The organism is Sphingomonas sp. BL-S-28, assembly GCF_055521515.1.
Genome location: NZ_CM145484.1, coordinates 1,605,512 through 1,627,201 on the forward strand (window position 1 = coordinate 1,605,512; position 21,690 = coordinate 1,627,201).

Consider the following 21,690-nt stretch of genomic DNA (forward strand, 5'->3'; position numbering starts at 1 on the left):
AGCGGGTTTGGGTTTTGCGGGCCGTACCTTCCCTCCGCACCGTCATCCCCGCGTAGGCGGGGATCCCGCTTTTCTTGCGCGCTTGGCGAGAAGAAAGCGGGGCCCCCGCCTTCGCGGGGGCGACGAAGTGTATTGGGCTATCGTTTATCCGCCTCGTTGACCGTATTTACGCCGCCTACGACAACCCCAGCAATCGCCGGCAATTGTCGTGAATGATTGCCCGCACATCGGCTTCCGGCACGCCCGCGAAATCGCGCAGGATCACATCGCGCGAATGCGGGAAGGTCGTTTCCGAATGCGGGTAGTCCGATGACCACATGATGTTGCGGCCACCCGGTTGGTCGCGGTTCAAAATGCCTGCGCGGTCCTGGATGAAGGAGCCGTAGACGTTGCGGTCCATGTAGTAGCTGGGCGGGTTCTTCAGCGGCGATTCCGTCCAGTAGCGCTGCTTTTCCCAGGTGCGATCGTTGTATTCGGCGAACCACGCGAACCAGCCCACGCCCGATTCCATCGATCCGATCTTCAGGTCCGGGAAACGGTCGAACACGCCGTTGTAGATGAGGATGCCGATCGGTTCCGCCATCGCCAGTTTGCTCATCGGCATGTCGGCCAGGAAATATTCCTTTTGCCCGAAGCGCGGCACGCGGGCGCCGAGGTGGAATGTCACCACGATCCCGGCGTCCACCACCGTCTTCCACAGCGCGTCGAAGGCGGGGTTCGAATATTGCAGCGCGCCCTTGGGATCGCCGGTCAGCGCGGAGACTTGCCCGTCCTTCAGGGCTTGCACGCCCGAAGTGGTCTTCCACGCCTCCGGATTCTGGGGGAAGGCGGGCAGGTTGATCGCGCGAAAGCCTTTCGAGGCGAGGCGGCGGACATGGGCGCACGTCTCCTCGATATCGCGCATCGGCACGTAGCCGACCGGGAAGAGCCGGTCCGGCGCGGCCGAGCAGAAGTCCAGCACCCAGTTCTGATAGGCTTCGTAGCTGGCGACGTAGAGTTCGTTGTCGAACGATCCCAGCGGCCCGCCGCCGAACAGCAGCGCGGCGTCCATGCCGTCCGCATCCATGTCGGCCAGGCGGGTGGCGGGCTCCCAGACCTTGCGCTGGTCGGCAAGGCGGCCCTTCATCTTGAAGTTCTTTCCCTCTCGCCCCGCCTGATTGTTGATCATCATGAAGGGGCGGCGATTGCCTTCGAAGCAGATGTAATCGCCGTCTTCCGCATGCTCGATATAGGGCGCGCGGTCTTTCAGGTGCGCGGGCAGGTAGTCCTTCCACATGTCATGCGGCGGATCGATGTGCGCGTCCGCATCGAAGATCGGACCGTAGGCCCATTCGGTTGCGGCGCCTGCGCGGATGGCCGGATCAGCCTCGCTCATCTCCCATTCCTCTCGATCTATTATTCGCTATTGTGAATATATTATCGGCATAACGAACAAGAAAAGTCAAGACGACGACTCAGCATCAATCCCGCCGCAAGAGCATCGCGCCGTATCCAAAGCCACCGTTGGAAATCAGGCAGGTGCGCGCATCCGGCACCTGCCGCCCGCCGCCGCGATTCCACAACTGCACGCAGGCCTCGTGGATATGGCCATAGCCGTGCAGGCGCCCGGCCGAGAGCTGGCCGCCGCCGGTGTTGAGCGGCAGTTCGCCGTCCAGCCCGATCCGCGTGCCGCCTTCGACGAAGCGGCAGGCCTCTCCCTGCGGTACCAGCCCCAGCGCCTCCATCCAGAGCCAGGTGTGGATCGAGAACCCGTCGTACAGCTGTGCACAATCGAGGTCGGTCGGCCGTAGGCTGGTGCGGGACCACAGCATCTCTCCCGCGCGGCGGGCGGCGGGCAGGCTGGTGAAGTCGCCATCATGCCGGCCCGCCCAGAGGCCGCCGACAGCCATGCCCATCGCCTCGATGTGCAGCGGCGGGTTGCGCAGGTCCTTTGCGGCATCCTTGTGCGAGAGGACGATGGCGGTGGCGCCGTCGACATGGGCGTCGCAGTCGTAGAGCCGCATGGGGGAGGAGATCACGCGCGATTGCAGGTAATCGTCCAACGTCAGCGGCGCCTTGTAGATCGCGGCGGGGTTGTGCGCGGCATGGCGGCGGGCGTTCACCGCTAAGGCGCCCAGTTGCGCCTCGGTGGCGCCGTACTTGTCGAAATAGGCCTGTGCGTAGAGGGCGAACATGTTGATCGGGGAGAGCGCATTGAACGGCACGGTCCAGGCGCTGATCCCGTCTACCCGCGCGCCGCGGCCGCCCATCAGTGTGGATGCGCGGGCCTGCGCGCGGGCGCTGGCCTGCGCGACGGTGCGGAACACCACGACATGGCGGGCAAGGCCGCAGGCGATCGCGGTCACCGCATTGAAGATCGGCGCCATGTGGCTGAACCCTTCGCCGGATGCGAGAATCCAGCGCGGATTGATGCCCAGCACGGCGGCGGCTTCCGATGTGCTGACCGGGGCAATGCCGCCGCCTTCGGCCGACTTGGGCGGATAAGTGGCGATGCCGTCGATCTCCCGCACGGTCAGGCCGGCATCGGCAATGGCGGCAAGGCAGGCGTCGGCAGTGAGTTGCAGCGCGCTGCGGGCGGACGGCCGCGCCACTTCCGATTGCGCGGCGCCGGTCACGCAGACGGACTTCTCCGGAAGGGTGGTCATAGACCTTCCTCCGGCGTGAAGAAGGGCAGCCAGACGTCCTCATGCTGTTCGAACCGTACGGTCACGGGCAGACCCACGCGCGCGGCCTGCGGCGCATCGTCGAGATTGGCAAGGACGTAGAGGCCGGCCTGTTCGGCCAGTTCCACCGCCGCCAGCACGAACGGCACGGGCAGGCCCGGCAGCCATGCCTCGTGATTGATGGTGTAGCTGGCGAGGCGGCCCTTGCCGGAAGTCGGCTCGGCCTCCAGCTCCTCACTGCCACAGGCGGCGCAGCGGGGAAGCGGCGGGTGCTGCCATGTGCGGCATTCGGTGCAGCGCTGGATGCGCAATTGGCCGTCCGCGCCCGAAGTCCAGAAGAACGCGGTTTCGCCTTCGAGCGCGGGCAGTTTGCGTGCCGGAACGCTTCCGGGCGCCATCAGAACACCACTCCCTGCACCTTGAGGTCGATCACGGCATCCTCGTCATAGCCGAGTTCGGCCAGCACGGCGTCGCTATCCGCCCCAAGCTCCGGCGCGCGGGTGGAGGGCAGGGCCTGGCCTTCGAACAGCATGGGGCTGGCCACCATCGGGATCGTTGCGCCGTTTCCGGCATCGATCTGGCGCAAGTACTGGTTGGCCTGCACTTGCGGGTCGTCCTTCAGCTCGCCCACGTCCTGCACCACGTCCCACTGGCCGTCCTGCCGGGCAAGGATCTGCTTCCATTCGGCCAGCGGTTTGGAGGCGAACAGGGCGGTCACTTCCGCATGGCATTCGGCACCGTTCGCTCGCCGCGCGGCATCATCCGCAAAGCGCGGATCGGCGGCGAGGTCGGGCCGTCCCGCCGCCTCGCAGAAGCGCGCCCAGTAACGGTCCGCCTGCAACATGCAGAGCGCGATGAAGCGGTGGTCCGCGGTGCGATAATTCGCCACCAGCACATTGTGCGGCGGGCCGGACGGGCGTGGGAAGCGCTGCACACCGTCGGCCGTGCCCTGACAGATCAGCCGCTGCTGCGACCACATGGCGGTGCCCAGCAGCGATACGTCCACTTCGCCGGCCTCTCCGGTCATGGCCCGCCGCGCGATCGCGGCGGAGATCGCGCCGGCCAGCATCGCGCCCGAAAGCGTGTCACCGAACGCCGGTCCGGGCGGGCCGACCGGCGCGGGCGCGTCGTTCTCGGTGAGCGAGGAAGCAATGCCGCCGCGCGCCCAGAAAGTGATCGCGTCGTAGCCGCCTTTCTCGCCATCCGGGCCATGGGGGCCGGTGCCGCTGCCGCTGGCATAGATCAGATTGGGGAAGCGGGCGCGCAGAGTCTGTGCGTCAATGCCCATCGACCGGCGCGCAGGCGGCAGCAGGCTGGTGAGGAACACGTCTGCCCCTTCCAGCAAGCGCTCCAGCACCGCACGCCCGGCCTCCTGCCGCAAGTCCAGCGTGATCGATCGCTTGCCCCGGTTATAGCTTTCCCACGACCAGTCGTAGGCGGCCTCAGCCACACCAAGGCTGCCGATCTTGAGCCCGCGCAGCGGATCGCCGCTGGGCGGTTCCACCTTGATCACTTCGGCGCCCAGATCGGCCAGCATGCCGCCACAAGCGGGAACGAAAGCCCACATCGCCACTTCGACCACGCGGATGCCTTCAAGTGGCTTTCCCATCGTTTGCCTCTCCCGTTTCGGCCTTTTCGACGACCATCGCGTGACCGTTAAAATTCTCTATTGCGAATGATGTACCGAAATGGAGAATTGGGCAAGCCGATGCACCCGTGGGAGATGACGATGACGATCACAGCAGCCCCGCCCCGGAATGGGCCTGTGGAACATGCCGGGCCGGTGCCCGCTACGCTGGCCGAAGCGCTGGATCCCTATTGGCTGGAAGGCGTGTTCGGCCGCAGGATCGCCTCTGTCGAGACATTGGAAGTGATCCGCACGGTCGCCACCAAAGTGCGCTTTGCTGTTCGCTTCGAAGGGGAACAGGCCACGCACCAGTTCTGCATCAAGGGCCTGCTCGACGTGGACGAGGCCACGGCGCGGGGCGGGCCGACGTGTGTGCTGGAGGCGGACTTCTACAACCGGCTTGCCCCGGTGCTGGATCTGCGGGTGCCGCCCTGCGTCGCCACAGTGGTGGACCGCAAGGGGCAGCAGGCGGTGACGGTGATGCGTGACCTGATCGCGCAAGGGGCGGCGTTCTGTTCGGCGCTCGATCCGTTCACGGCGGACGACGCGGCGCAGAGCCTGTCCTTGCTTGCCCGGCTTCATTCGCGGGCGGACCTGCTTGCGGGCAAGGACTGGATTGCCCCGCGCGCGGCGCAGCTTGCGGCGATGACGTATGTGACGCCGGAAATGCTGCAGGACCTTCTCGACGGGCCGCGCGGGGAGGGGCTCGCCCCCGATGTGCGCCATGCCGGCAATCTCGTCACCGCGATGCAGGCACTGGCGGCGCGCGATGCGGGGCGGCCGCAGTTCCTGCTTCATGGCGATGCCCATGCCGGCAATCTCTACCGGACAAGCGAGGGCCAAGGGACGGGAATGGGTCTGATAGACTGGCAGCTTCTCCAGCGCGGCGGCTGGGCGCTGGATGTGGCCTATCACATCAATGCCGTGTTGCCGGTGGATATCGCGGAAGTAGAGGAGCGGCGGCTGCTTGGCGAGTATCTCGCCGCGATGCGCGGGTACGGCTGTGCCATGCCCGATCAAGACGAGGCCTGGGCGCAGTACCGGGAGGCGGTGGTCTACGGGTACTATCTCTGGGCGATCACCCGCCGCGTCGATCCGCCGATCATCGAGGCGTTCGTCGGCCGCCTTGGCCGCGCGGTCATGCGGCACGGCAGCTTCGCCCTTTTGGCCACCTGAACGGAAAAGGGCCGCCCGCAGTGCGGACGGCCCCTCCGACGAAGCGATTAGAGCATTTTCCAATCAGGTAGAATCACCCGATGACTCGGAAAATGCGACAAACCAAAAACTTAGAGCAGTCGATCCGACGCAGTCGGGTCGACTGCTCTAAACCGGATCAGCCGCCGAAGTGATACTTCAGGCTGAAGCCGTACATGCGCGGCGCGCCGACCGATGCGGTTTCGAAACCGGTGCCGGTCGAAAGGCCCGGATAGAAGGTATAATACTTTTCCTTGGTCACGTTGGTGGCGAAGAACGCCGCATCCACGGGCAAGCCGCCGATATTGTCCCAATTGACGTTCAGGTTCAGCAGGTCCGTGGCCGGCAGGAACGTCAGGCTCTGGATGTAGGCGACCGTGGCCGGATCGGACACCGCTCCTGCCTGGCAGTTCGGCAGGTAGGTGTTCGCCGTACCATTGCAGCCAAAGTAGAAACGGTTGCCGGTGTTCGCCAGCATCTTGTCGGTATGCGTGAAGGTGGCCCCGAACGAGACCTTGCCCACGCTGTCGGGCAGCGGAAGCGTGTAAGTGCCGCTGACGGTGACCTTGTTCTTCGGGCTGAGCGCCAGCGGATCACCCACCAGGTAGGTGCCCGACAGCACATAGGGCGATCCGGGTTCGAGCGAGAAAGTCTCCGCCGAAGTCAGCTTGGTGTTCAGATAGGTATAGCCGACCTGCAGCAGCAGGCCTTCGAACGGGCTGGCCGATGCGTCCACCTCGATACCCCAGATCCGCGACCTGCCGGCGTTGACCGGCGCGGCCGTGGGCGAGACCGGAGCGGCGATGCAGGCGCCGGTGTCGGGATCGGTGAACTGGCAGGGGTTGGCGTTGAAGCCCAGCTGCAGCTGCTGGTTGCTGAACTTGTTGTAGAACCCGGCGATGTTGAAATTGCCGGGTACCGACCCGCGCCAGCTGGTCTTGGCGCCCAGTTCGAAGGCATCCACCTTTTCCGGGCCGAAGACCGCGAAGGCAGAGGTCACGTTGGGCGCGATGCCGCCGGCGCGATAGCCGCGTGCGTATTTGCCGTAGATCAGCACGTCCTGGATCGGCGTATAGTCAAGATCGATCAGCCAGGTCGGCTTCTGCGACTTCTGCTTGATGTCGCGGCGGCATCCGTTGGCGGCGGTGGGATCCTGCACCGGGGCGTCCGGATAGGTGCAATACGTGAACAACGGGCCGGCCGGCACCGGCTGGAAGAATGGGAAGCTGAGCGGATATCCGGTGATCGTCGTCGTCTGGACGCTGGTGTTGTTCTCCCGGTCCCAGGTGTAGCGGAAGCCGCCGGTCAGCTTTAGCTGGTCGGTGAACTTGTAGGTTGCCTGGGCATAGAGGCCGACGTTGCGGAACGAAGTACGGCCCGCCGTGGTGTTGATCGCACCGGCGTGTTGGGTGGGATCGAAGGCGCCGCCGAAGAAAACCGGGGTGACGGCGGCCAGATAGCCCAGGATGTCATAGCACTGGCTGGCCGCGAGTGCGGCGGAGTCGGCGCAGGACTGGATGACGGGGGACTTCGATCCCACCAGCCCAAGCGGTTGCACCGATTCGAAGTAGGCGCCGGTCTGCCAGGTCAGCTTGTCGTTGCTGCTGCGGCCCTGAATCTGGAATTCCTCGGTAAAGGTCGATTCCGCCGCCGTGTCACGACCGGGCAGCGGGCGGCTGCTGGCAAAGCCGAAGCGATAGCTGGACAGGCCGATCTGCGGAATCGCCGGCGTTTCGAAGGCAGTGCCGAAGATCGGGTTGTTGAAGCTGTCCTTCAACTCGCCATAGCTGGCGATGTTCTTGAAGGTCAGCGTGTCGCTGGCGTGCCAGGTGGTGGTGTTGATCACCTGCCAGACGGTCAGTAGCGAACGCGCATCGGGCACGTCCTGCGCGAAGTCGTAGAAGCCCGAACCCTGATAGTTGGCGCTGCCCGGCGTCAGCTGCTCGTCCGCGAAGTGGCCCAGGCTGTAGGCCGGATCGGCCGCGATCAGCTTTTGCGCGTCACCATGCGTGTCCGAACGCGAATAAGTGGCGATCGTGTAGTTTTCGAGGTCCGGCGTCAGTTCCGCGACCACGCTGAGGCGGACCGAGGTATAGTCCACATCGTTGAAATCCTTGGGGCCGATGCCGCTGGTGTTGTGCAGATACCCGTCGCGCTTCATGCGGTCCACGCCGAGGCGGACCTTGAAGGTATCGGCCAGCGGCACGTTCAGCACGGCCTGGACGCGGCGCATGTCGTAATTGCCGATCGATCCCTGCACATAGCCTTCGAACAGGTCGGTGGGCCGCTGGGGGACCAGCAGCACCGCGCCGCCCGTGGTGTTCCGGCCGAACAGCGTGCCCTGCGGCCCCTTCAGCACCTGCACGTTCTGCAGGTCGAAGAACGCGCCCGGACCGGCGCCGTCACCCGAGGGCAGACCGTTCGATGCGCCGCGCGGGGCCACCACGTCGGCGAAGTAGACGCCCACCGAGGGCGCGGTGCCCAGATCCTGCACGAAGCCGCGGATCGCGAAGGACGAGTTCTGCGAACCGAAGTTGGTGTTGGCGGAAAGCGAAGGCGTGCTGGTGGCGAGGTCGGACGCGCTGACGACGTTGCGGTTGGTCAGCTGCTCCTGGTTGAACACGGTGATGGAGATCGGCACGTCCTGCAGGCGTTCCTCGGTACGCCGGGCGGTGACGATGATGTCGCCGGGATTGACTGCCGGACTTTCGCGGCGGCCAGACTGGGCCTGCTGCGGCGCCGTCGAAGCGGCCTGATCCTGCGTTCCATCCTGGGCGAATGCGGGTGACGCGATCAGCCCCGCGCCGGTCCCCACCGCCGCGACACCGATCATCAGCGAAGTCCTGAAATTCCTTGCAAGCATGTTCTTCCTCTCCTCACGGAAACCATGTTCTCACGGCAGGCCGCCTCGATTTCGGGGCGATGCGCGACGCCGGTTCTGACCGATCGACACGCACACGGGCCTGCATTGAAATTCTTGGGATTCGGCGTTCCGGGTAAAATGCGCCGTGCCGGCAGATGGCCGGACGACAATAGGCGCATGTCCCGTTGCAGTATGTTTGGGCCCGGTTTCCCGGATCTGTCCTCCCCACGTTCTCCCCGTGCCGATGAGCGGCATCTTCTGGGCGGTTTTGTTTTGTATGGACCGTATTTATTGGCGGTTTTTTCCGCGTGCGCACTTGAGTCTGCGTCTTCGCGAAAACTAACCCTCCTGTCGTTCCGGTGCAATTCGTCTGATGAACCTCCCTCATTTCTTTGTGGGGGAACAATTGCCTGTAGAAGACTCTTTGGAGCCGTTCAGGCGTCTACAGTCTCTTCCAGCAGGATAATCGTTCCGTTCCAGGCAATACGATGTGCCGTCCGGTCGTAGGCGATCCCCGGGGCGATGCCGTCGTGATCGGGGTCGGTGAAGGCGTGGGCCGCCTTGGCGAAAACCGTCAGTTGGTAATCTGCGCCGGCCGCATCCAATTCCGCGCGCAAGGCATCGACATCGGCAGCGGGGGCGTATGGATCCTCGCCCCCGGTCCAAACCGCGATCCGCGCGCCGATATCGCCGGCGCCGGCCGCCGCATGGGTGCCAAGCAGGCCATGGAAACTTGTGACCGATCGCAACGCCGCGCCGCTGCGCGCGAGTTCCAGCACGCATTTTCCGCCGAAGCAGTAACCGATCGCCGCAATTCGGTCCGGATCGACGCCGGGCAGTGCGCGAACGGCTTCGAACCAGACCAGTACGCGTTCCCGCAAGCGGTCGGGCGCGGCCATCAGCGCGGCGAAATGCGTGCCTGCCGCCTGGTTGGAAGAGATGTCGGCATCGGCGCCGTACATGTCGGGCGCGATAACCAGCCTGCCGCCTGCGGCCACTTCGCGCATGGCCGCATAAAAGCATTCCGAAGGCCCGGTGGCGCCAGGAAACATCATGACCGCTGCGCCGGACGGCGCCTTTTCGGGGCGCGCAACAAGGCCCCGAAGGACGGTGCCTTCATGCTCGCACTCAAGGGATTCGAAACCCGCCATGCGCCTCCCCTCTCCAAAACCCTGCTCTCTGTCTTCGGCGATGCTGACGCTGGATATCCGGCGAATCGTTGTCGCACTGGGGAACATGGGTTCGCATATGAGAATGACTGCGACCGGGCCGGCTGTCAAAGGGGCAGCAGTCACTTCGGTCCGGCGCGGCATGGCTTGCCATTCGCGCGGAGGGCGTGGCATCGAAGAGCCATGCGACCGGTGACTACAGGAGCCGATCTGCGGCCGCCGAGGTCCATCCGGTGGGGCATGGCCGCGCTTGTGCTGGTGTTGCATCTGTTGGTGCTGGCGCTGCTGGTGCGGGCTTTCGCGCCCCATTTTGCGGAAGACGTGGTGCGTTCGACCACGCGCGCGTTCGACATTCCGCTTTCGCCGCCGCCAAGCCCGCAGCCTGAAGTCCGCGCCTCCGCGCAGCCGACTGCGCCGCCGCGCGCACCGGGAGCCGAAGGCGCGCCGGGCAAGCGCGCCACTCCGCGCGACGTGGCAGTGCCCACGGCGCCGATAGCCATCGCGCCGACGCAGGCGCCACCGGTGGCCGGCGCCGGGCACGACGATGCCGCGGGCGCCAGTCGCGCCGGCACGGGAACGGGGGCGGGCGGGCAGGGTACCTGGCTCGGTTCCGGCACATCGGGATCGGACCAGGGCGGCGGAGGCGGTCTGGCCAGCAAGCCGGAAAGGATCGCCGGAGACATCAACTCGGCCCGCGATTACCCAGCGGCCAGTCGCGCGCTGCGGCTGGGCCACCAGGTCGTGGTGGTCCTGCGCGTGGGCGTTGACGGCAAGGCGAAAGCCTGCCGGGTCGCGCAGCCCAGTCCCGATGCCGAGGCGGACCGCATCACGTGCCGCCTGGCCATGGAGCGGTTCCGCTTCCGCCCCGCGCGGGATGCGGCAGGCAATGCGGTGGAGGCCGACTATGGTTGGCGCCAACGCTGGTTCCTGAAGGGGCAGGATGGCGACGCCCGGTAATCGGGCATCCCTAATCACCCCCGTTGCATTGCCCCGAAGGCGCGGTATGGCGATTGGCATGTCTTCCGATTCCCGCGATGCTTCGCGCCCAATCCCCACGATAGTCCCGGTCATCCTGTGCGGCGGCAGCGGCACCCGGCTGTGGCCGCGCAGCCGTGCTGCCAAGCCCAAGCCGTTCCTGCCGCTGGTGGGCGACAGCACGCTGTTCGAGGCAAGCCTTGCGCGCTGCCCGGCGCACTTGGGCTTTGCCGCACCGGTGGTGGTGACCGGCGCCATGCATCTCGACCATGTCGAGGCGCAGCTTGCCGGCGCCCCCGGTGCCAGCGTCATCGTCGAGCCTGCCGCGCGCAACACCGCCGCCGCCATCGCGCTGGCGGCCTGCCGCTTGCCTGAGGATGCGGTGATGCTCGTCTGCCCCAGCGACCATCACATCGGCCGTCCGGAAGTCTTCGCCGAAGCCGCCTGCGCCGCCGCTGCATTGGCGAGCGATGGCTGGCTGGTCTCCTTCGGTATCGAGGCGACCGCGCCGGAAACCGGCTTCGGTTATCTGAAGCGCGGCGAGGCGATCGAGGGCACGCCCGGCTATCGCACCGCGCAGTTCGTCGAGAAGCCGGACCTTGAGCGCGCCCAAAGCTTCCTGGCCGACGGCGGCTATGCGTGGAACGGCGGCATCTTCGCCTTCCGCGTCGGTGACTTCATGGCCGAACTCGCCGCCCACCGTCCCGAGATCGCCGCCAAAGTGCGCGAAGCCGTGGCGAAGGGCGCCGAAGACGGCCAGCGCTTCCATCCCGACGCGGCGACGTTCGCCGAGGTGCCCAGCGATTCGGTGGACTACGCAGTGATGGAGAACACGGCCCGCGCGGCCATGGTGCCGGCCGACATGGACTGGTCCGACATCGGCAACTGGCAGGCCCTGCACGACGCGCTGGAGCGTGACGAAACCGGCAATTCGGTGCGCGGGCCGGGCGCGGCGGAGCTGGTCGATTGCAGCAATGTGCTGGTCGACAGCGACGGGCCGCGCGTCTCGGTAATCGGGCTTTCCGACGTCATAGTTGTGGTGGACGGGAACGAGGTGCTGGTCACTACGGTTGAAGGCGTGCAGAAGGTCGGAAAGCTTCACGGCGCCGCAAACCAATAGACGCACCAGTAATAGAGGACCTGCCATGACTGCCGCACTCGCGATCCGCGAAGTCGAGAAGCCCTGGGGCAAGGACGTCCTGCCCGCGCCTTTCGTCGCCCCGGAAGGTGAGCGCATCGGCGAAGTCTGGTTCGAACCGCCCGCCGCACTGCCGGACCTGCTGGTGAAGTACATTTTCACCAGCGAAAAGCTGTCCGTTCAGGTCCACCCCAGCGATGCGCAGACGATCGCCAAGGGCCTTGGCAAGCAGGGCAAGGAAGAGTGCTGGCTGATCCTCGCTGCCGAGCCGGGCGCCACGCTGGGCATCGGTTTCGATGCGCCGATTTCCGAGGAAGCCATGCGCGCCGCCTCGCTGGATGGCAGCATCGAAGGGCTGATGACCTGGCACGAAGTGCAGCCGGGTGACTTCTTCTACATTCCGGCCAACACCGTGCACGCCATCGGTGAAGGCGTCAGCCTGATCGAAGTGCAACAGAACAGCGACATTACCTATCGCCTCTACGACTACGGCCGCCCGCGCGAGCTGCATCTGGATGAGGGCATGGCGGTGTCGAAGGGCGAGGTCTACGATCTGGCGCGCTGGCACAAGCGCATTGGCTCGAACGACACGCAAGTGCTCGTTGATGGCCCGCTGTTCCTGCTCGATCAGGTGGCCGGCGTGCCCACGCCGGACATCGCCGCGCGTTATCCCGGCGCACTGCTGGTGATCCCGCGCGAGGAATCAGTGAAGGTGGGCGACGACCTGATCGCGCCGGGCGGCTGCGGCCTTGCCAGTTCGCTGGCCGAAGTCGCCTTTGCGGAAAACGGAGTGTGCCTGCTGGCACGGGCCTGCGAAGCCTGATCCGTGTTCACCATCAGCGATTCAACGATCGTCCAGACCATCCAACTGGCGCTGACGCCGGTGTTCGTGCTGGTCGCCATCGGCAATATCCTGAACATCCTCTCGACCCGTCTGGGCCGGGTGGTGGACCGCGCCCGCACGCTTCAGGAACGCCATAACGAGACCGAAGGCCCCGCCCACGACATGGTGGTGCTGGAAATCCGACTGGTCGACAAGCGCATCAACATCATCACCAACGCCATCCGCTTCATGGTGCTTTCCGCGCTGTGCATCGGTACGACCGTGGCGGTGTTGTTCCTTCAGGGACTGGCCGGTTTCGACATGCACGGCATCGCGGCGATCATCTTCCTCGCCTCGATCGTGCTGCTGCTTGTCGCGCTGGTGCTGTTCCTGCGCGAGACGCAAGTGGCCAAGCAAGCCCTCAGCATACCGCGCGATTATCTGGAGCTGCACCGGACCATTTGATCGTGCGGGTATCGCCGGGGCGTTTGGCGATCTGGCCGCATGCCCTAGGCTCTCTCCCAAGGGAGAGAACAGATGCACGCACCGGGTAGAGCCGCGCCGGAACCGACCGGCCAGCGGGAGGAATGGCGACGGGGCTGGAAGCTCGTGCTGGCCTCGGCCGTCGGCTTCTCGTTCTTCTCCGTGCTGCTGGCGGGGACCGGGCTGTTCTTCGAGCCGCTGGGCAAGGAATTCGGCTGGAGTCGCTCACTGCTTTCGGCAGGGCCCGGCATCGCCACATTCGTCACCGCAATCCTCTCGCCCTTCTATGGCGCGCTGATCGACCGCATGGGATCGCGCCGCCTGGCGCTGCCGGGGATCGTGCTGGTCATGGTTTCGATGAGTTCGTTTGCCCTCGCCAACGGGTCGGAAGTGCAGTGGATCGCGCTTTGGGTGGTGTTCGGGGTGCTGCTCACCACGATCAAGTCCACCGTCTGGACCACCGCCGTCGCCGGCATGTTCGACAAGGGCAGGGGGCTTGCCCTCGGTATGACGGTGGCGGGAACGGCGGTGGCGCAGGCGGTCGTCCCGCCGCTCGGCAATTATCTGATCGACCACGCCGGATGGCGCGGCGCTTTCGTCTGGTTCGGGATCGGCTGGGGCGGGCTGACGCTGCTGCTCTGCGCGCTGTTTCTCTACGACGTTCACGACTGTGCGCGGCGCGATGCGCAAAAGGCCGGCGAAGCCGCCGCCGCGCGCAGCACGTTGCATCTGCCGGGGCTTACCCCGCGAGAGGCGCTGCGTAGTCGGGCGATCTGGCAACTGGCGGCATCGACTTTCCTCGTCATGGCGCTGACCGTTGGCCTTGGCATTCACTTGTTTCCGATCCTGACCGAAGCCGGCGTCACCCGCGCCAATGCCGCATGGCTTACGGCATTGACCGGCGTCGCGGGGATCGTCGGCAAGCTGGTTACGGGCGCGCTGATGGACCGCTACAAGCCTAACTGGATCGGCGGCGTGACCATGGCCGTTACCGCCGTGACTTTCATCGTTCTGATCTGGTGGATCGATTCGACGGCGGCGGTGATCTTCGGCCTGTTGGTGAACGGCTACGCGGCCGGGACCAAGACGCAGATCTGTGCTTTCCTCACGGCCGGTTACGCCGGAATGCGGCACTTCGGCGCGATCTACGGCGTGATGGCGGCAATGGTGGCCTTCGCCTCGGGACTGGGGCCGTGGCTGGCGGGCGTGGTCTACGACAAGTTCGGCGGTTACGGCCCGTTCCTGTGGGCCGGCGTGGTGGGCTGCGTGGTCAGCGGCGCGCTATTGGTCACTTTGCCGCGCTATCCCGATTGGGCGGCGCGTGAGGTGGCGGGCTAACATTCTCTGCCAGCAACAATGTTTTCGTCATCCCCGCGAAGGCGGGGATCCCGTTTCTTCTTTTGGCGCGCGGAGGGGCGGGTGGATTGCTGCGCGACCGCTCTGCGCCTTCGCGTCTTCGCGTGAAACCAAGAAAAGCGGGGCCCCCGCCTTCGCGGGGGCGACGGGTGGTTGAAGGAGGGTGAGTGGTACACTCTCGCCGACGAATCGAAACGGACCGGAAAGCGCAACGCTTCCCGGCCCGTTCCCAAATTCAAAACCGCAAGATCAGGCCGCGAGCTTGAACGGCTCGATCTCGCCCGACAGGTACAGCTTCTTCGCCTTGGCGCGGCTGAGCTTGCCGGAGCTGGTGCGCGGCAAGCTCTTGGGCGGCACCAGTTCGACCACGCAGTTCATGCCGGTGATCGAGCGGACCTTGTCGCGGATCAGGTCGCGCAGTTCGATGCGCTTGGCCGGATCGGAGACGCGGCAGTGGACCAGGACGGCGGGGGCTTCCTCGCCATTGTCCATTTCCACCGAGAAGGCGGCGATATCGCCGTGGTTGAAGCCCGGCAGCTGTTCCACGGCCCATTCGATATCCTGGGGCCAGTGGTTCTTGCCGTTGATGATGATCATGTCCTTCGCGCGGCCGACGATGAACAGGTAGCCATCGGCCATGTAGCCCATGTCGCCCGTGTCCAGCCACCCGTCGACGAGGCAGGCCTCGGTCGCTTCGGGATCGCGGAAGTAGGAGTGCATGACGCTGGTGCCGCGGCACCAGACCTTGCCGATCTTGTGGTCGGTCAGGCTGTCGCCGTTCTCGCCGCGGATCACCACTTCCATGTCGAGCACGGGCTTGCCGCAGTTGACGATGGCGCGGTAGCGGGCCGGGCGGCTGAGGTCGCGCGGGCTGCCGGACAGGCGCTCTTCCTCGACCAGTTCGACGCGGATGCCTTCGCCCGGGGGCATGATGGTCACCGCCAGCGTCGCTTCGGCAAGGCCGTAGCTGGGCAGGAAGGCGGTTGCCTTGAAGCCCGCCTGCGCGAAGGCGTTGACGAAGTTCTGCATCACGTCCGGACGGATCATGTCGGCACCGTTGCCGGCAAGCCGCCAGCGCGACAGGTCGAACCGGTCGTCGACATGGCTCTGGCTGGAGATGCGGCGGGCGCAGATGTCGTAGCCGAAAGTCGGCGAGTACGAGATCGAGGTGCCTTCGTTGCGCGTGATCATGTCCAGCCACGCCAGCGGGCGGCGGGCGAAGTCCTCGGTCTTCAGGTAGTCGCCCGAGACCTGGTTGGCGATCAGCGAGAGGAAGCAGCCGACCAGACCCATGTCATGGTACCAGGGCAGCCAGGAGATGCAGCGGTCGGTTTCGCAAACCTGCATGCCGTGGCTGTGCGCGGCCAGGTTCGACATCAGCGAACGGTGCGTAACGGCAACGCCGTGCGGGAAGCGGGTGGAGCCGCTGGAATACTGCAGATAGCAGATATCGTCCGGGCTGGCCTTAGGCAGGGCGACTTCGGGCGCGTCCTTGGCGGCGAAATCGGCCCAGGTTGCGTGGCCGCAGCCCTGGCGCTCGGCCGCGGCGGCGGTCATCTCGGCAATCTCGTCCGGGCCGACCAGCAGCATCGGGTCAGAGCTGGAAAGCTGGACGGCCAACTGCTCGATATAGTTGTCCTTGCCGCCGAAGCTGGTGGGCAGCGGCAGCGGCACCGGCCAGGCACCGGCGTAGACCACGCCGCAGAACAGTGCCGCGAAATCGGTGCCGGTTTCGGCGATCAGGGCGATGCGATCGTTCGGCTTCACGCCGCGCGCGATCAGCGCGTGGGCGACCTTGATCGAATCTTCGCGCAGCTGCGAAAACGGATAGACGCGTTTCAGCACGCCACGCGGATCGTGGAAATTGAAGCCGCGCTGGCCCTTCGCCGCATAGTCGAGGGCATCGCAGAAAGTGTCAAAATCGGCAAAACGGCGGGCAAGCGCGTCCCCGTTGGGGGTTGCGACAAGTGCTTCACTCGCTTGCGGCACCATGTTGATGGTGTCGTTCATCTCGTTATAACCCGTTGTTGTTATACCGTTTAATTCTCTACGGAACCTGGGACTTCTATCCGGCCCAACCTGAACCGGACATAGCAATTTTCACAGCTATCCCACCTGCATGGTTCCGTGCGCTCTCCCCATTCCGAGCCGACTGTGGCACGAATAGGGCAAGATGTCGGACAAGCGTCGTAATCCACAACCGCTTAACCAGACCCGCCTGGAGGAATTGGCGCTCGCCTATGTCGCGCGTTTCGCGACGACGCAAGGGAAGCTGCGCGATTATCTGCAACGTAAACTGCGTGAGCGGGGATGGGATGATGGGGATTTCCCCGATCTGGATGCCTTGATCGCCCGCTATTGCGAGCTGGGCTACGTCAATGACGCGGCCTGGGCGCGGATGAAGGCGGGCAGCCTGCTGCGGCGCGGCTATGGCGCCCGGCGCGTGGGCGAGGCGCTGGGTCAGGCCGGCGTGGACGAAGACTTGCGCCATGAGGCAAGCCCGGATGAGGGCGCGGCCCGGCGCGCGGCGTTTGTATTGGCGCGGCGCCGTCGGTTCGGCCCGTTTGCCGTTCAGCCGGCCGACAGGCCACTGCGCGAAAAGCACATCGCGGCCATGCTGCGGGCGGGGCACCGCCTCGACATGGCGCGCGCGATCATGAACGCGGAAAGCCAGGAGGCGGCAGAGGCCTGGGTGCAGGAAGCAGAATCGGAATCCGGAGAAGCCTGAACCATGCCCCTCAATCGTCCCATCGCCGCGTGCCTGCTGGCTTCCGTACTGTTGTTGCCGGCCGGCTGTTCGAAAAGCGGCGCGGAAGCCGCGATCAGCGCTGCGACGCAGACCGGCGCGGTCCATCCCGAATCGGGCCTGTCGGTGGTGCCGTTGACGGTGGCGTCCGCCGGCAAGTCGCACATCTTCCAGGTCGAAGTCGCCGAGAGCGAGGCGGAGCAGGCCAAGGGCCTGATGTTCCGCACCGCGATGGGCGCGGACGAGGGCATGGTCTTCCCCGAAAAGGCCCCGCGCAAGGCGGCGTTCTGGATGAAGAACACGGTGATCCCGCTGGACATCCTGTTCATCGGCCCGGACCACCGCGTGCTCAACATCGCCGCCAATGCCGTGCCTTATGATGAAAAGCCGCTGCCTTCGGCGGGGCCCGTGATCGGTGTGCTGGAACTCAACGGTGGCCGGGCCGCCGAACTCGGCATCGCGCCGGGCGACAAAGTGAGCTGGTAGCGAGACCTGCTAGGTCGGGGCGGTTGAAAAAACGCGCAAGGCAGAAGCGCCGCGCGCAAGCCTTGCGGGCGCCTGCCCCGCCAAGTGGGCGGGAAAGGCGTGCGATCCGCCTTACATGCTCGGCATAACTGTCGTTTTCGCGCGGGAACATGCTTGGCATCGGCGTGGAACGGCGCTAACGCGCAGCCCATGGGAATCCTGTCCAAGATCTTCACCTGGTGGGACGGCGCCACCATCGGCACCTCGCTCTGGAGCTCGCGCAATGGCGAGCACGTCGGCACCGACGCGCAGGGCAACAAGTACTATCGCTCGAAGTCCGCCAAAGTGCGGACGACCGAGGGGTACGAACGTCGCTGGGTGATCTATGCGGCCGCCAACGATGCCAGCAACGTTCCTGCCGAATGGCATGGCTGGCTGCACCACAGCTATGACGGCGTTCCCGAAAGCCACCTGCCGCCGCCGCGCATCTGGGAAGTGGACTACACCCCCAATGCCACCGGCACCGGCTCCGCCTATCGCCCGCAGGGTGCGCTCGAACGCGGTGGCGTGCGTGCGCCTGCCACCGGCGATTACGAGGCCTGGTCTCCCGAAGCCTGAAGGGCGCGCCTGTGAAGCGGGTCTTCGCCTACGCGCCGGTCGTTGCGCTGGCCTTGCCGCTGGCGCTGGCCGCCTGCGGCAAGGGTGAGCCCGCGCCGGAAGCGCAGGATACTTCGATCCCCGATGCCATTGCCGGCATGCAGGCGGGCCCCGCGCAGGCAGCGCAGGGCCAGCAGCTGGGCACGCCGAACAAGGACCGCGTGGTCACGCTGGGCGTGCTCAACAAGCGCAACAACCTGACTCAGGACCTGGTAATGAAGCCGGGCGAGGCGAAGCGCATCGGCAATCTGGTGGTCAAGGTCGCCACCTGCGAGAAGTCGCTGCCCTGGGAACGTCCTCAGGAAGAGGGCGCCTTCGTCCAGGCCTTCGTCGAAGAACGCGCCAACGCCAACGAGAAGCTGGCCTGGCACAAAGTATTCTCTGGCTGGCTGTTCAAGAATTCGCCCGCGCTGAACACGGTGCAGCACCCGGTCTATGACGTCTGGGTCAAGAGCTGCGCGATGACTTTCCCGGGTGAGGAAGCGCTGCCCGCCTCGGCAACCAGTTCCAGCAGCGCTGCGAAGGCATCGGGCAAGCCCAGCACCGCGCCTTCTTCGGATGCCACCGATTCGGCCGCGCCTGCTCCGGCAGCCACTGCCACGCCTTCCGCATCGCCGTCACCTTCGGACGATACTGCCGACTGAGCCTGCTGCAGCAGCGCCAGATAGCGCTTCTGCGGCATTTCCACCGCGCCAAGCGAGGCGAGGTGCGGCGTCATGAACTGGCAGTCCAGCAGCGTCGCGCCGCCAAGGCGCAGCGCCGCCACCAGCCAGGCCAGCGCCACTTTCGACGCGTCGGTCTCGCGTGAGAACATGCTTTCGCCGCAGAACACCCGGTCGAACCCCACGCCATAGAGGCCGCCGACCAGCCTGCGCGCGCCGTCATGCTCCTGCCAGACCTCGATCGAGTGGGCCTGTCCCAAGTGGTTCAGCGTTTCGTAGCTCGCCTGAATGCGATGGCTGATCCAGCTGCCCGATTCGTCTTCGTCGTCATCCTCGCGCACCCGGCGCGGTGCGGCGCAGGCTTCCATCACCTCGGAAAAGGCGGTGTTGCAGGTAACCGTGAAACGCCCGCGCCGCAGCGTGCGCGCCAGCGAGTGCGAAAGGTGGAAGCCATCCAGCGGCAGAATCGCGCGCAGTCGCGGCTCGATCCAGAAGATTTCCGGATCGTCGCGGCTGTCCGCCATCGGGAAGATCCCGCTGCGATAGGCCAGCATCAGCAGGTCTGGCTCGATCGCTCGGGTGGAATTGGGTGCGTGCACGTCTCTCGCCTGGTTGGAATGGCGGCTTGAAGGTGGTCTGCGTCAGGGTGAACGCAGGGGCCAGTGGATTGCAAGTCGCATTGTAGGCCGAAAAGGGGCGGGAAATGCATCCGGGATATCGGGCGCGTTGCCGGACCTGTGGATTAAGTTCGGCACTATCTGCCGTAATCCCCTTGTCATCCTGCGGAACAGTGTCTAGAGGCCAGCCCGCCCGCAGGAGTGTAGCTCAGTTGGTAGAGCATCGGTCTCCAAAACCGAGGGCCGTGGGTTCGAGTCCCTCCACTCCTGCCAGCATTTTCCTTCGCTGGAACGCGCTGAAATACAAAGGCTCCGGACATCTCCGGGGCCTTTGTGCGTTCACGGCGAAGTGATTCGTATTCGGATCGCGTTTGGCGGGTTGGTTGTGGCCGTTGCGTGCCGCTTGGGGTGCCGTTCCCGTCTTCGCATTTGCGATAAGCCGCAAGCCGCGATACCGTGATTCGCTTTGCCGATACCGCGATTGCGGTTAGGCGCGCTCTAGGAGGGGCCGCGTCTGGCGATTCGGGCACCCGTGGAGAAGCCGGCAAGCTTGCCGATCTCCCGCCCCGTTGGGCACCAGACTGGCTTGAAGTCGGGAAAGATTACGCCGCAGATGCACGGTACCGCGCAACCGCAGACCCAGGACCTGTTCAAGGCTGCGGCCAGTCGCTTCGGCGGCCGCTTCCGCTTGCCGACGATGGATCGCGGACTGATGTTCGCGCTCGCCATGGCGGTGCTCGCGGCATTGCCGGTGCTGGTCGCCTGGGCGCCGCAGATGACCGACTATCCCTCGCACCTGGCGGGATACAAGGTCGCGCTCGATCACGGGCAGGACCCGTATCTGACGCGCTATTTCCGCTTCAATTGGGAATGGACGGGCAATCTCGGCGTCGAACTGCTGATGGTGCCGATGACGCCGATCTTCGGGCTGGAGCAGGCCGGGCGCATCATCGTCGCGCTGATTCCGTTCCTTTCGGTGCTTTCCGTCCACGCCCTGTGCCGTTCGCTGAACCGCAAGATGGGCGTGGGGCCGATTCTCTCGCTGGCGATGATCTGGTCGCCCTCGCTGCTGATGGGCTTCGTCAACTGGTCGCTCTCGGTGGCGCTGGCGCTGTTCGTCTTCGCGGCCTGGGTGAAGCTGGAGGGCAAGCCATGGCGCTGGGCGGCGATGGTGCCGGCCAGCTTCGTGGTCTGGCTCAGCCACGTGTCCGGCTGGGGCGTGATGGGCGTGCTGATCTTCGGCTATGAATGGAGCCACCGGAAAAGCTGGCGCGACTGGCGCCCGTTCCTGAAGCCCTGGCCGCTGATCTTTCCGATGCTGCCGATGCTGATGGGCATGGGCAGCAACTCCAAGGTTTCCTACGGACGCTGGGTGCTCGATTACAAGTGGAGCATCCTCTACAAGTCGATGCGCAGCTTCGACTATACGTTCGATATCGCCAGCCTGTGGATCGTGCTGGGCGTGCTGGGCGGGGCGCTGGCGCTGCGCAAGATCGACGGGCGCTTCGGCTGGGCCGCGCTGATCCTGTTCGTGCTGACGCTGATCGTGCCGCGCCAGATCTTCGGCGGCGACTATGCCGACTATCGCCTGTCCACGATGGCGCTGATGGTGGCCTGTCTCGCGATCGACTGGAACCTGCCGCGCTGGGCGGTACGCGGGGCGACCGCGCTGTTCGTGGCGCGCACGCTGGTGACGACGGTGGTCTGGTATCAGGATGCGCAGACCGCGCGCGAACTGATCGCCGCGTTGGACAAGGTGCCCGAAGGCGCCCGTGTCGCCACCGCCGTGGCGATCCCGCGCAGCCAGTGGCGCTTCGGCCCGTTCGAGCATTTCGGCTCCTACGCCGTGGTCCGCCGCAGCGCGATGGAGAATTCGAACTTCGCGCTGCCCGATGTGCACATGCTGTCGATGCGCGATCTTTCCTATCGCTTCGCCGATCCCACGCAGCGGATTCTGTATTCACCGCAGCAGCACATTGATCTGCGCACATTCCCGCCCGCGCGCCATGCCGATTACCTGTGGTATATCGGCACGATCAAGCCGGTGGCGCTGCCCGATGGCGCGCGCGTGCTGTATTCCAGCTCCAACTCGTTCCTTGCACGTCTTGCCGATCCGGCAGACCTTGCAAATCAGGGCGACGGGCGCTAAGTCGCGCTTTCCTTCCGACATGCGGATCCCATCTGCCCCTCCCGGCCTAGGCCGGGGCGGCGATGAGCCCTAGGCGGAAGACAAGAGACTTTTTCCCGCCCGG

18 protein-coding genes, 1 tRNA gene and 1 pseudogene are annotated in these 21,690 nt (G+C 65.5%); 12 read left to right on the plus strand and 8 right to left on the minus strand.

Features of this window, described 5'->3' with window-relative positions:
• Positions 1–175 precede the first annotated feature (175 nt).
• From ACZ1JC_RS16335 to ACZ1JC_RS16350, 4 genes are all read right to left on the minus strand, one after another.
• Positions 176–1,375, minus strand: coding sequence for an amidohydrolase family protein (locus ACZ1JC_RS16335; protein WP_465135864.1), 1,200 nt, complete (start codon positions 1,373–1,375; stop codon positions 176–178).
• Between the two features lie 85 nt (positions 1,376–1,460).
• Positions 1,461–2,645 carry a thiolase family protein gene (locus ACZ1JC_RS16340; RefSeq protein WP_465135863.1) on the minus strand — a complete coding sequence of 395 codons (1,185 nt, stop codon included), beginning with the start codon at positions 2,643–2,645 and terminating at the stop codon, positions 1,461–1,463.
• Positions 2,642–3,061 carry a Zn-ribbon domain-containing OB-fold protein gene (locus ACZ1JC_RS16345; RefSeq protein ID WP_465135862.1) on the minus strand — a complete coding sequence of 140 codons (420 nt, stop codon included), beginning with the start codon at positions 3,059–3,061 and terminating at the stop codon, positions 2,642–2,644. The genes ACZ1JC_RS16340 and ACZ1JC_RS16345 overlap by 4 nt, the downstream gene beginning before the upstream one ends.
• Positions 3,061–4,272 (minus strand): CaiB/BaiF CoA transferase family protein, encoded by a 1,212-nt coding sequence (locus ACZ1JC_RS16350; protein ID WP_465135861.1) that lies wholly within the window; start codon positions 4,270–4,272, stop codon positions 3,061–3,063. The genes ACZ1JC_RS16345 and ACZ1JC_RS16350 overlap by 1 nt, the downstream gene beginning before the upstream one ends.
• 120 nt (positions 4,273–4,392) lie before the next feature.
• On the opposite strand from ACZ1JC_RS16350, the gene ACZ1JC_RS16355 reads away from it, so the two are divergent.
• Entirely contained in the window at positions 4,393–5,466 is a 1,074-nt protein-coding gene (locus tag ACZ1JC_RS16355) for a phosphotransferase (RefSeq protein WP_465135860.1), read from the plus strand.
• A gap of 157 nt (positions 5,467–5,623) precedes the next feature.
• Here ACZ1JC_RS16355 and ACZ1JC_RS16360 read toward each other — a convergent pair whose 3' ends face one another.
• Both ACZ1JC_RS16360 and ACZ1JC_RS16365 read right to left on the minus strand, forming a co-directional pair.
• The gene (locus ACZ1JC_RS16360; protein WP_465135859.1) at positions 5,624–8,347 is read right to left on the minus strand and encodes a TonB-dependent receptor; all 2,724 of its coding nucleotides are present in this window, start codon (positions 8,345–8,347) and stop codon (positions 5,624–5,626) included.
• Positions 8,348–8,781: 434 nt separating this feature from the next.
• Positions 8,782–9,498 carry a dienelactone hydrolase family protein gene (locus tag ACZ1JC_RS16365; RefSeq protein ID WP_465135858.1) on the minus strand — a complete coding sequence of 239 codons (717 nt, stop codon included), beginning with the start codon at positions 9,496–9,498 and terminating at the stop codon, positions 8,782–8,784.
• 201 nt (positions 9,499–9,699) lie between these two features.
• On the opposite strand from ACZ1JC_RS16365, the gene ACZ1JC_RS16370 reads away from it, so the two are divergent.
• The 5 genes from ACZ1JC_RS16370 (at position 9,700) to ACZ1JC_RS16390 (ending at position 14,273) form a co-directional block, all read left to right on the plus strand.
• On the plus strand, positions 9,700–10,473 hold the full coding sequence (locus ACZ1JC_RS16370) for an energy transducer TonB (RefSeq protein WP_465135857.1): 774 nt from the start codon (positions 9,700–9,702) through the stop codon (positions 10,471–10,473).
• 91 nt (positions 10,474–10,564) lie between these two features.
• Positions 10,565–11,611 carry a mannose-1-phosphate guanylyltransferase gene (locus tag ACZ1JC_RS16375; protein ID WP_465138573.1) on the plus strand — a complete coding sequence of 349 codons (1,047 nt, stop codon included), beginning with the start codon at positions 10,565–10,567 and terminating at the stop codon, positions 11,609–11,611.
• 25 nt (positions 11,612–11,636) lie between these two features.
• Complete coding sequence (locus ACZ1JC_RS16380; protein ID WP_465135856.1) at positions 11,637–12,452, plus strand: class I mannose-6-phosphate isomerase; 816 nt, start codon at positions 11,637–11,639, stop codon at positions 12,450–12,452.
• Between the two features lie 3 nt (positions 12,453–12,455).
• Entirely contained in the window at positions 12,456–12,917 is a 462-nt protein-coding gene (locus ACZ1JC_RS16385) for a DUF2721 domain-containing protein (RefSeq protein ID WP_465135855.1), read from the plus strand.
• 72 nt (positions 12,918–12,989) lie between these two features.
• Positions 12,990–14,273 carry an MFS transporter gene (locus tag ACZ1JC_RS16390; RefSeq protein ID WP_465135854.1) on the plus strand — a complete coding sequence of 428 codons (1,284 nt, stop codon included), beginning with the start codon at positions 12,990–12,992 and terminating at the stop codon, positions 14,271–14,273.
• Between the two features lie 267 nt (positions 14,274–14,540).
• On the opposite strand, the gene ACZ1JC_RS16395 is transcribed toward ACZ1JC_RS16390, so the two are convergent.
• Positions 14,541–16,301: a fatty acyl-AMP ligase gene (locus ACZ1JC_RS16395; protein ID WP_465135853.1), complete on the minus strand. Its 1,761-nt coding sequence runs from the start codon at positions 16,299–16,301 to the stop codon at positions 14,541–14,543.
• Positions 16,302–16,464: 163 nt separating this feature from the next.
• Here ACZ1JC_RS16395 and ACZ1JC_RS16400 point away from each other — a divergent pair, with 163 nt between their 5' ends.
• From ACZ1JC_RS16400 to ACZ1JC_RS16415, 4 genes and pseudogenes are all read left to right on the plus strand, one after another.
• Positions 16,465–17,019, plus strand: coding sequence for a regulatory protein RecX (locus tag ACZ1JC_RS16400; RefSeq protein WP_465135852.1), 555 nt, complete (start codon positions 16,465–16,467; stop codon positions 17,017–17,019).
• Between the two features lie 3 nt (positions 17,020–17,022).
• Positions 17,023–17,523: a DUF192 domain-containing protein gene (locus tag ACZ1JC_RS16405; protein WP_465135851.1), complete on the plus strand. Its 501-nt coding sequence runs from the start codon at positions 17,023–17,025 to the stop codon at positions 17,521–17,523.
• A 189-nt stretch (positions 17,524–17,712) separates the two neighbouring features.
• Positions 17,713–18,120, plus strand: a complete 408-nt coding sequence (locus ACZ1JC_RS16410) for an NADH:ubiquinone oxidoreductase subunit NDUFA12 (RefSeq protein ID WP_465135850.1) — start codon at positions 17,713–17,715, stop codon at positions 18,118–18,120.
• Positions 18,121–18,374: 254 nt separating this feature from the next.
• A pseudogene (locus tag ACZ1JC_RS16415) lies at positions 18,375–18,557 on the plus strand (DUF2155 domain-containing protein); the annotation flags it as partial.
• 35 nt (positions 18,558–18,592) lie between these two features.
• Here the strand turns inward: ACZ1JC_RS16415 and aat are convergent.
• The gene (gene aat / locus ACZ1JC_RS16420) at positions 18,593–19,420 is read right to left on the minus strand and encodes a leucyl/phenylalanyl-tRNA--protein transferase (protein ID WP_465135849.1); all 828 of its coding nucleotides are present in this window, start codon (positions 19,418–19,420) and stop codon (positions 18,593–18,595) included.
• A gap of 215 nt (positions 19,421–19,635) precedes the next feature.
• Between aat and ACZ1JC_RS16425 the strand changes: the two genes are divergently transcribed.
• Positions 19,636–19,711: transfer RNA gene (locus ACZ1JC_RS16425), tRNA-Trp, on the plus strand.
• A 340-nt stretch (positions 19,712–20,051) separates the two neighbouring features.
• Complete coding sequence (locus ACZ1JC_RS16430) at positions 20,052–21,587, plus strand: hypothetical protein (protein ID WP_465135848.1); 1,536 nt, start codon at positions 20,052–20,054, stop codon at positions 21,585–21,587.
• The last annotated feature ends 103 nt before the right edge of the window (positions 21,588–21,690 follow it).